At 72.0% G+C, this 10,720-nt stretch carries 6 protein-coding genes; 4 read left to right on the top strand and 2 right to left on the bottom strand.

Translation table 11 applies throughout. From position 1 onward, the window contains the following. Positions 1-331: 331 nt before the first annotated feature. The 4 genes from ACIQ87_RS00030 (at position 332) to ACIQ87_RS00015 (ending at position 8,341) form a co-directional block, all read left to right on the top strand. Entirely contained in the window at positions 332-4,408 is a 4,077-nt protein-coding gene (locus ACIQ87_RS00030) for a ricin-type beta-trefoil lectin domain protein (RefSeq protein ID WP_402399089.1), read from the top strand. Positions 4,409-4,690: 282 nt separating this feature from the next. Further along, positions 4,691-5,932 carry a damage-control phosphatase ARMT1 family protein gene (locus ACIQ87_RS00025; RefSeq protein WP_402399978.1) on the top strand — a complete coding sequence of 414 codons (1,242 nt, stop codon included), beginning with the start codon at positions 4,691-4,693 and terminating at the stop codon, positions 5,930-5,932. 142 nt (positions 5,933-6,074) lie between these two features. Continuing rightward, positions 6,075-6,887 carry a glycerophosphodiester phosphodiesterase gene (locus tag ACIQ87_RS00020; protein WP_402399086.1) on the top strand — a complete coding sequence of 271 codons (813 nt, stop codon included), beginning with the start codon at positions 6,075-6,077 and terminating at the stop codon, positions 6,885-6,887. A 125-nt stretch (positions 6,888-7,012) separates the two neighbouring features. Next, positions 7,013-8,341 (top strand): MFS transporter, encoded by a 1,329-nt coding sequence (locus ACIQ87_RS00015; RefSeq protein ID WP_402399976.1) that lies wholly within the window; start codon positions 7,013-7,015, stop codon positions 8,339-8,341. A 101-nt stretch (positions 8,342-8,442) separates the two neighbouring features. Here the strand turns inward: ACIQ87_RS00015 and ACIQ87_RS00010 are convergent, their stop codons facing one another. Together ACIQ87_RS00010 and ACIQ87_RS00005 are read right to left on the bottom strand one after the other, a co-directional pair. Further along, positions 8,443-10,266 carry a trypsin-like serine protease gene (locus ACIQ87_RS00010; protein ID WP_402399083.1) on the bottom strand — a complete coding sequence of 608 codons (1,824 nt, stop codon included), beginning with the start codon at positions 10,264-10,266 and terminating at the stop codon, positions 8,443-8,445. A gap of 94 nt (positions 10,267-10,360) precedes the next feature. Continuing rightward, a partial coding sequence (locus tag ACIQ87_RS00005) for a hypothetical protein (RefSeq protein WP_402399080.1) occupies positions 10,361-10,720 on the bottom strand: 360 nt, incomplete at its 5' end.

Raw genomic sequence — 10,720 nt, 5'->3', positions numbered from 1 at the left:
ACCCACCGGTGATCGGCCCGTGAGCCATCTCCTGTTGAGTTGCATGCGTTTCCTTGCGTTTCCTGATTCGTCATAGGTCCGTGACCTGCACTGACTTCCGGTCAGCCCAGGTCACGGAAGGACGGCAGGAACCGTATTGTCAGCGAACAGGCAGAAGCAATAGCGTTCGGGGCCGAGCGCGGTGGCCGATTTGATGTCTCGCCAGTCGACGATTGGTCGGATACCGCGCCAGAAATGGACAAAGTCCCGCTCTCCGCGACGGCCGGGTGTGGCACAGCGCACCAGGCCGACCGTGAGAGATTCGGCCTGCCTGAAAGTGGATTGACACGCTATGGGGGAATTCCTTCCCACCCCTCCTCCGCGCCGCCGGAGGCTGCCCAGACGCCTGGCCGCCGCGTGCGCGCTCGGCCTCGTCCTCACCGCCCCGGGCGTCGCGGTCGCGGACGACCGCCCGTTCGCCGCGCCTCCCGGCCAGTCCTCGGCAGCCGCCCCGAAGCCGGCCGAGCTCACCGCCGGTGGCGCCGTCCAGGCGGCTCGGCTGACGGCGAAGAAGACCGGCAAGCCCGTCACGATCGACGAGTTGACCACCGAGACCTCGCTGACCGTCGCCGAGCCCAACGGCAAGCTCACCGTCACCAACCACCTCCAGCCCGCCCGGGTGAAGAAGGCGAACGGCGGGTGGACGGCGGTGGACGCCAAGCTCGGCCGCAACGCGGACGGGACGTACTCGCCGGGTGCCACCCCGTCCGGAGTCGCCCTGTCCGGCGGCGGCCGCGGCCCGCTGGCCACGCTCACCGACAAGGACGGGCGCAGCCTCGCGGTGACGTTCCCGGTCACCCTGCCCAAGCCCACCGTGTCCGGCAGCGCGGCCACGTACGCCGAGGTCCTGCCCGGGGTCGACCTGCGGGTCACCGTCACCGACCAGGGCGCCGTGCGCGAGGTGCTGGTCGTCAAGGACGCCAAGGCGGCCGCCAATCCGGCACTGAAGACCATCACGCTCGGCACCGGCACCAAGGGCGACCTGACGGTCTCCGCCGACGCCGAGGGCAACCTCACCGCCGCGGGCAAGGACGGCAAGGCCGCGTTCCGGGCCCAGGCCCCGCTGATGTGGGACTCCGCTGCCACCGCTCCGGCGGCTCCTGCCGCTCCCGCGGCCCCCGCGGCTCCCGCGGCCAAGGACACCAAGGAAGCCAAGGACGCCAAGGCCGCGGCCGCCCCGGCCGCCGAAGGTGCCCCGACCACCGCCGTCGCCCAGCCGGCCGGACGAAACGATTCCTCGCCCGAGGGCCCCGGCCACGGCGCCCACATCAAGCCGATCGGCGTCGAGGCCAAGGACGGCAGCCTCGCCCTGACCCCGGACGCGGAACTGCTCGGCGGCAAGGACACCGTCTGGCCGCTGTTCATCGACCCGACGTTCCAGCCCGCCCCGACCATGGGCACCAGCCACTTCGCCCAGGTCATGGAGGGCTGCGCCGGCACCCCCGCCTACGACGTCGCCCAGGACAACGGCCAGGGCGCGGGCTACCAGCACTACAAGTCCAACTGCTACGGCATGGAGCGCTCGTACTACGAGTTCGGCACCGGCGCCCTGACCCCGCAGATGTACATCGACAGCGCCCGGGCGTACTTCTCCGAGACCTACGCCGCGGCCTGGGACTGCAACGCCACCGCGCCGGTCACCCTCAAGTGGACCTGGGAGATCGGCGGCGGCACCACCTGGAACAGCCAGCCCGGCGTGCGCCAGGACGGCGAGACCAAGTGGCTCAAGAGCTCCTACGGCTCCTGCGGCTGGCACGACGTCGACTTCGACGTCACCGGTGCGGTCCGTCAGGTCGTCCAGGAGGGCCGGCCGCTGACCGTCGCCCTGTTCGGTGACGAGACCCGCTCCACCAGCATCGACCACTTCATGCGGTTCAACCCCAACCCGTACGTCATCGCCACGTACGACCTGCCGCCGAACACCCCCGACGCGAACTACACCAGCCCCATGCCGCGGAACCCCGACGGCTACGCCTGCGGGGCCGGCCAGCCCGGCTGGATCGGGAACACCACGCCGCTGGGCAACGGCGCCGCCGACATCACCCTGCACGCCTGGAGCCGCACGGTGATGCCGGGTACCAACATCGTGATCAAGTTCCACGTCTGGGACAACATGGTGGCGGACGCCAACGGCGGTCCCACCACCTACTCCTGGGTGGAAAGCCAGACCATCAACGGCGCGGGCTGGGGCGACGCCAACATCGGCGGCCCGGTCCATGACGGTCACCAGTACGGCTGGAACGCGTGGGCCACCGACGGGCTGCTGAGCAGCGGGGACAGCCTCTACTGCTACTTCAACGTCGACCTGAGCGCGCCCACGCTCGCGAACATCGCGCCCTCCACGGTCTTCCCGCCGATCGGCAGCGGCATCAAGCCCACCGGCCACGCCGGTGACCAGGCCTCCACCATCCGCGTCACCAGCCTCGACCCGGTCCCGGGCGGCTGCACCCGCGGCAGCTGCCTCGCCAGCGGCGTGCGCGAGTTCCAGTACAACCTGGACGACAACATCCCGCCGACCGGCTACAAGGCCCAACCCGTCGCCGGAGTCGACGCCAACGGCTACGCGTACGCGGACATCCCGATCAACCTCAACCCCGACCAGTGGGGCAGCCACCGCCTGTACGTCCGGGCCACGGACAACGCCGGCAACACCCAGCCGCAGGCCGCGACGTACGACTTCTACGCGCCGTGGAACCCGGCCACCAAGGTCGTCGCCGGTGACGTGACCGCGGACGGCACCCCGGACTACCTGGTGCCCGCCTCCGACGGCTCGCTGACCCTGCTCCCCGGCAACGCCGACTTCACCTCCATGCCCGGGACCGCCTCACCGATGGCCGGCAGCCCCGAGAAGGACAGCTGGAACAACTACCTGATCGCCCACCGCGGGTCGCTCGTCGAGAACAGCGTCGACGACCTGATCGCCTTCGACAAGGCCACCAAGCACCTGTACGTCTACACCAACGACGCCGCCCGCGGCGGCACCCCCGGCCACTTCGCCGACCGCACCGGCGTCGCGCAGGTCGCCACCAGCACCGGTCTGTGCACCTTCGGCATCGACGGCACCTGGAACCACCTCGACCAGATGACCGCGTTCAGCGAGACGCCCAACAGCAAGGGCAAGCCGAACCTGGTCACCATCGAGAGCGGCCACCTGCGCTACTACACCGGCAGCCCGCAGGGCAACTGCCGGTTCGCCGAGGGCATCGAGATCGGCGCCGACAACGAGGACTGGAGCGGCTTCACCCTGCTCTCGCCCGGCGTCATCGCCGGTGTGCCCACCCTGTGGGTGCGCGACAGCGTCACCGGTGCGATCAGCACCATCCCGATGCCGCTGACCAACGGCAGCCCCGCCGCCAAGTCCCTGCACGCCCCGGCCCACCGGACCCTGGTCTCCGCCGTCAAGAGCGCCGCCGGCGGCAGCATGTGCGCCGACATCAAGGACGGCCGCACCGAGAACGTCACCGACGCCCAGCTGGTGGACTGCAACACCAACCCGGGACAGGCCTTCACCTACGCCACGGACGGCACCCTGCACGTCCTCGGCAAGTGCCTCGACATCACCGGCGCGGCGACCGGCAACGGCTCGCCGGTCAACCTGTACACCTGCCACAGCGGCGGCGCCCAGAAGTGGGTCACCGGCCCCTACCCGGGCACCCTGCAGAATCCCGACTCCGGCCGCTGCCTCGCCGTCTCCGCCGGGAGCAACACGCCGGGCACCCATCTGATCATCTGGGACTGCCTCGACAACAGCAGCCAGTACTGGCAGGCGCCGGCCGCCACCGCGGCCCTCGTCGGCGGCTTCAGCTCGGCCGACTACCCGGTGGTCGACTCCCCCGGCGACATCAACGGTGACGGGAACCCGGACCTGATCACCAACGACAACAACCACACCCTCGTCCAGTACCTGGGCACCACGCCCGAGGCCGGCCTGCCGCGCTTCGGCGACATCCGCGTCCTGGACACCCCGAAGCCCGCCTCCTACAACATCAACTCCGTTGCGAACCCGAGCCGTTGCCTCGACAACTGGGGCGCGAGCAACGGCACCAACCTCCGCCTCTACGACTGCTGGGCCGGCGCGAGCCAGAAGTTCACCTTCGGCTCCGACGGCACCCTGCGCACCGGCGGACGCTGCGTCGGCATCAAGGACAACGCCACCACCCTCGGCGCCCAGGTCGTCGTCAGCGACTGCGTCGGAGCGACCGGCCAGGTCTGGACGCTCCGCGCCGACGGCAGCATCTACAACCCGAACGCCGACCGCTGCCTCGAACTCCCCAACTGGGCCGACGCCAACGGCACGGCCCTCGGCGTGTGGGAGTGCATCTCCGGCCACGCCAACCAGCGCTGGACGATGTTCCCGAACAACGTCTGACGCTCGTAGCAGCATCCCCTCGACCGTGACGGGGCCCTCGGCGCAGCCTTGCGCCGCGGGCCCCGTCCGCGTTTCCCCCGGCTCCGCCGACGCGGCCGGGCGCGGGCGGGCGGGCGGCCGAACAGTGGCGCGACCTAGACTCGGGCGTGCCGGCGGCTGCGGCTGCGGCGGACGGCCGGTGGACGGTGGACGGGCCGCCGGTCGCCAGGCGCCGGTCGCCGGGCTCCGGGCTCCGGGCTCCGGACACCGAGGACGAAGACGAGGACGAGAGAGACGAGCCCCATCGTGTCGAAGCCGAGCGCACCGACGCCCGACCCGTCGAGCGGGAGCAGCTCCCCGTACGCCCCGCCCGTGATCCGGGCCGACATCCCCGGGTCCTTCGCCCACGGGGTGTTCCACGAGCGCCACCCGAAGCTGCTCCGGCAGGTGCTCGACGCGCTGCCGTACGGGCCGGGCGAGCGGGCGGCGGTCGAGCGGCTGCTGGTGGAGAGCACCGCCGGAGTGCTGGAGCCGCTGGGGGCGGACGCCCCGGACGGGGCGCAGTGGCTGGCCTGGGGCGAGGGCCTGTGGGGCAGGCCGTGGGGCGAGGCGCCGTTCCTCTGGGCGGAGAGCTACTTCTACCGGCGGCTGCTGGAGGCCACCGGGTACTTCCGGCCCGGCGCGTGGCAGGGCGTCGATCCGTTCGCGCCGTTCAAGGCCGCCGAGTTGGGCGGGCCGGCGGTGGACGAGGAGCTGGCCGCGCTGGACGCGCTCGACGGGCTGCCGGAGGAGCGACGGGCGCAGGCGCTGGTGTCCTCCGCCCTGTGGGGCAACCGGGCGGACCTCAGCTTCCGGATCACCGCGGGGGCGGAGGGGGCGACGGCCCCGGACCTGGCCGCCGACGACGGTGCGCTGCTGCGGACGGCGCTGGAGCGGGCGTCCGTGGAACGGGCCGGGAGCGCGGGCAAATCGGTGGGCGTCGTCGCGGACAACGCGGGCCGGGAGCTGCTGCCGGACCTGGTGCTGATCGACCACCTGCTGGCCCACGGCCTGGCGGCGCGGGTCGTGCTGTACGTGAAGCCGCAGCCGTACTTCGTGTCGGACGCGACGATGGCCGACGTCCTCGCCGCGGTGGGGCGCCTTCGCGCCGCGTCCTCCCCCGCCGCCGGGGCGGTCGGCGGGCGGCTGTGGCGGGCGCTGGGCGGGGGTGCGCTCGTGGTCCGTACGCACCCGTTCTTCTGTGCTCCGCTGCCGTTCCACGACCTGCCCGCCGACCTGCGGGCCGAGTTCGCCGGTGCGGCGCTGACGATCGTCAAGGGGGACCTCAACTACCGCCGGCTGGTCGGCGACCGGCGTTGGCCGCCGACCACCCCGTTCGCCGAGGCGGTCGGACACTTCCCCTCGGCGGTGGCGGCGCTGCGGACGCTGAAGTCGGACGTGGTCGTCGGTCTCGACGCCGCCGCCGTCGCCCGGCTCGACGGCACCGGCACGACGTGGCGCACCGACGGGCGGCACGCCGTCGTCCAGGTCGACCCGCGCGGATAGGGGCTCCGCGGGGCTGGGCGCCGCCAGGTGATCGTTACTGCTTGACAGGGTGCGTAATACTGTAACGCGCTGGCACCGGTACGCCCCGGATCCCGGCCCCGCGGGCCGCTCGGATCCCTCTCCCCGCAGCTCGGAGCACCACATGCACCCCTTCCTCGACCACCCCGGGCCGCTCGCCTTCGCGCACCGGGGCGGTGACCTCGGGCGCCCCGAGAACTCGCTCGCCGCCTTCGAGGCCGCCGTCGCGCTCGGGTACCGCTACCTGGAGACGGACGTGCACGCGACCGCCGACGGTGTCCTGGTGGCGTTTCACGACTCGCGCCTCGACCGGGTCACCGACCGCACCGGGGCGGTGGCGGAGCTGCCCTGGGAGGACGTCAGGCGGGCCCGGATCGACGGGACCGAGCCGGTGCCGCTGCTGGAGGACCTGCTCGGCGCGTTCCCGGAGGCCCGGTTCAACATCGACGTCAAGGCGGCGCCGGCCGTCGGCCCGCTGGTCGAGGCGATCCGCCGGACCGACGCCTGGGACCGGGTCTGCGTCGGCGGCTTCTCCGACACCCGGCTGGCCGCCGTCCGCGCCGCCGCCGGCCCGCGGCTGGCCACCTCGCTCGGTCCGCGCGAGGTGGCCCGGCTGCGGCTGCGCTCGCTGGCCGAATCGTTCCTGCCACTGCCGCGGCGCGCTGGAGCACCGTTCACCGGGCTGTGCGCCCAGGTGCCGGAGCGTCACCGGGGCGTGCGGGTCGTCGACCGGGCCTTCGTCCGAACCGCCCACCGGCTCGGCCTCCAGGTGCACGTCTGGACTGTGGACGATCCCACACGGATCAGGGCTCTCCTCGACCTGGGTGTGGATGGCATCATGGCCGATCGCATCGACGTCCTGCGGGACGTCCTCGGCGAGCGCGGCTGCTGGACGGACGGCAGTACCGGCTCCAGCACGGTGATGGGAACCCCATGAGCACCACGAACTCGGCGACGCACCTGCCGGACGACCCACCGACCGACCCCACGACCGCCCCGGCCACGGCTGCCGCTGCCACCGCTGCCACCGCTGCCACCGACGACGGACGGTCCCTGCGCCGGATGCAGTTCGGCTGGTACGTCAACGACTGGGCCAACGCCGCCTTCTCGACCACCGTCCTGACGGTGTTCCTCGGCCCGTACCTGACCTCCGTCGCCAAGGACGCCGCCGACGCGGCCGGCAACGTGCACCCGCTCGGCCTGACGATCCGCGCAGGATCGTTCTTCCCGTACACGGTCTCGTTCTCCGTGCTGCTCTCGGTCGCGGTGATGCTGCTGACCGGCACCCTCGCCGACCGCACCGGGCGGCACAAGGAGCTGATGTGCGGCTTCGCGTACCTCGGCTCGCTCGCCACGATGGGGATGTTCTTCCTCCAGGGCGACCGCTACCTCCTCGGCGGCGCGCTGCTCGTCGTCGCCAACATCTCGTACGCGGTCTCGGTCGCGCTCTCCTACGCCTACCTGCCCGGCCTGGCCTCCCCCGACGAGCGCGACAAGGTCTCCTCCAAGGGCTGGGCCTACGGCTACGCGGGCGGCGGACTGCTGCTGATCGCCAACCTGGCGCTGTTCCAGGGCCACGACGCGTTCGGCCTGGACTCCGGCACCGCCGTCCGGATCTGCCTCGCCTCGGCCGGCCTGTGGTGGGCGCTGTTCACCGTCGTCCCCCTGCTCCGGCTGCCCTCCCGCGCCGGCGTCGCCCCGCGACCCGCCACCGACGGGGCCGGCGCCACCGCGGACGGCAAGCCCACCACCGGCAGCCTGCGCGAACTCGCCCGCACCCTGCGCCGCATGCGCGAGCACCCGCTCACCCTGCTCTACCTCGCCGCCTTCCTCTGCTACAACGACGGCATCCAGACCGTCGTCTCCCAGGCCTCCCTCTACGGCAGCGAGGAACTCGGCATGGAGCAGACCTCGCTGGTCACCGCCGTGCTCCTGGTCCAGGTCGTGGCGATCGGCGGCGCCCTGCTGCTCGGCCGGATAGCCCAGCGCTACGGCGCCAAGCGGACCATCCTCGGCTCCCTGGTCGGCTGGGTCGTCACCCTCGCCCTCGGCTACTTCATGCCCGCCCACCAGCCCGCCTGGTTCTACGCCCTGGCCTGCATGATCGGCCTGGTGCTCGGCGGCAGCCAGGCCCTCTCCCGCTCCCTCTTCTCCCACCTCATCCCGCCCGGGCGGGAAGCCGAGTACTTCAGCTTCTACAAGGTCAGCGACCGCGGCACCAGCTGGATGGGACCGCTCGTCTTCGGCCTCGCCTACCAGCTCACCGGCAGCTACCGCTCCGCGATCATCTCCCTGCTGATCTTCTTCGTCATCGGCTTCGCCGTCCTGCTCAAGGTGCCCGTCCGCCGCGCCATCGAGGCCGTCGGAAACCCGGTGCCCGAGCGGCTCTGACGGCTCGCACGGCTCGCACGGCACCCCTGACGACCAGCAGGGCCCGGCCGCTCCTCCGATCGATCGGAGGAGCGGCCGGGCCCGGTCCGTGGACGGCTTCGTCAGCCGGTGATCATGGTCTTGCCGCCGATCGTCTTCCAGCCGCCCCAGGTCTGGCCCGGGTCGGCCTTGTAGGACACGTAGTTCAGGGCACCGTCGTCCCGGCCGGTGGCGAAGAGGTCCATGACGCCGGCCGTGGCGTTGAACGTCGCGGCCGGGAACCGGCCGGCGGTGAACTTCCAGTCCCCGATGGCGGTCCAGGCCCGCCACGGCTTGCCGTCGGGCACCCACTCGGTGCGGGCGAGGGTGCCGCCGCCGTCGACCGCGAACACCTCGAAGCCGCCGGTCGCGGGGTCGAAGACGGCGGTCGGCGAGCCGGCGAACTGCTTGCCCGGGATCTCGTACCAGCCGCTCCACTCCGTCATGCCCGGCGTGAAGTAGGAGTGCGCGACCACCCCGTTGTCCTTGGTGGCGAAGACCTCCGCGGTCCTGGTCACCGGGTTGTAGGCGGACGTGGGGCTGCCAGTGAACTTCGCCTCGGGGTGCAGCGTGGTCCAGCCGCGCCAGTGCTTTCCGTCGGGCAACCAGTAGGTCTGGGACAGCACGCCGTCACCACCGATCGCGAACAGCTCGATGCCACCGGTGGCGGGGTTGTAGACGGCGCTCGGGCTGCTCGCGAACTGCCAGTCGTTGATGTCGAACCAGCCGCTCCACCCCTTCATGCCCGGCGTGTAGTACGAGTGCGCGACCACCCCGTTGGCCCGGGTGGCGAAGACCTCCGCGGTCTTCGTCGCCGGGTTGTAGACGGCAGTGGGGCTGCCGGTGAACTTCAGGTTCGAGTCCTGGTTGTACCACTCGCGCCAGCCTGCGCCGTCCGGCATCCAGTAGGTCTGGTTGAGCACCCCGTTGGTGCCGATCGCGAACAGCTCGATGCCGCCGGTGGCGGGGTTGTACAGCGCGACGGGGACGCTCGCGAACTCCCAGTTGCCGGCGACCTGCTCCCAAGCGCTCCAGGTCGTGCCGTCCGCGCTGGAGGAGGACACCACGTGGCGGTTGCTGTCGACGGCGAAGACCATCGTGATCTTCCGGACCGGGTCGTAGACCGAGCTGCGGGCCGGCGGGTTCGCGGTGACGCTCTCCCACCAGCCGTCGCGCACCTGCTTGATCCACCCACCGAGGTCGTCGACGCGGGTGTCGTACGCGCCGGTGCGGGTCTCGGTGGCGGGCACGCCGAGGCAGCCGCCCTGCCAGGAGCGGGAGGCGACGGCGACCAGCTCGGCCTTGCCGTTGGCCTCACGGACGGCCGGGGCGCCGGTGTCGCCCTTGCAGATCGCCGCGCCGCCCGTGCCCGTGATGCCGACGCCGGTCGGGCTCACGGTATCGAGCGAGAAGGCGCCGGTGTGCAGCTTGTTCGGGATCCACTCGTCCTTGGTGCGCCCGAAGCCGGGCACCCGCAGCGTCTCCCCGGCGCTGGGGGCGGTGGCGGTGACCGCGATCGGGGCGACTCCGTAGACGGGTGCGGCGAGGCGGGCCATCACCAGGTCACGGTCCTGACGCGGCGCCAGCTCGGCGATCTCCACCGACCTGTCGCCGATGGTGGCGGTGGTCTTCCACTTCGGCGCGCCGGCCGCGAGGGCCTGCGGCTGCGCCGGGTCGTCGGCGAAGCAGGAGGCGGCGGTGAGCACCCAGAAACGGTCCACCAGCGCGCCGGTGCAGGCCCGCAGGTTGTCGCCGATCACCAGGCGCGCGGTGAAGGCGTAGGAGCCGTCGGCGGCCGCATCGCCGACCACGGCACCGGCCGGGGAGAAGGTGCTCAGCGTGCCGGCGGTCGCGGCCGCGACCAGCACACCGGTCCGCCAGGAACGGGACGGGGTCTTGCGGGACATGAGGATTCCTCTTCGAGTCAGTAAGGAGCAGCCCGCGGGAGCGGCCGGCATCGTGCCGGCGCGCCCCCGCAGGGTACGGCGGGTTCGGCCCGGGTCAGCCGGTGGTGGCGGTGATGGACCGGATGCCCTTGCTGGTGACGGCGTAGAAGGTGGTCCAGCTGCCGTCGGCCTTCTTGTCGGCGGTCCAGATCTGGTCGTCGGTGCCGATGGCGAACAGGCGGACGGTGTCGCCGATGGTGGTGGCGGCCACCTGCTTGACGCCGCGGACGTCGGGGACCGGGGCGAAGGTGGTCCAGGGGCCGCCGGCGGTGCTGTCGGTGGTCCAGATCTGGCTGTCGCCGCCGACGGCGAACAGGCGCACGGTGTTGCCGATGGTGGTGGCGGCGATGTGCTGGATGCCGTTGCTGGGGAGGGCCTCGAAGGTGGTCCAGGTTCCGGCGGTGTAGTCGCCGGT

Origin of the sequence: Kitasatospora sp. NPDC096204 (assembly GCF_044763205.1) — a bacterium.
In the GTDB taxonomy this organism is placed as follows: Bacteria; Actinomycetota; Actinomycetes; order Streptomycetales; family Streptomycetaceae; genus Kitasatospora.
Note: the sequence above shows the minus strand (reverse complement) of the source record. Positions and strands in the feature narration are given on the sequence as shown.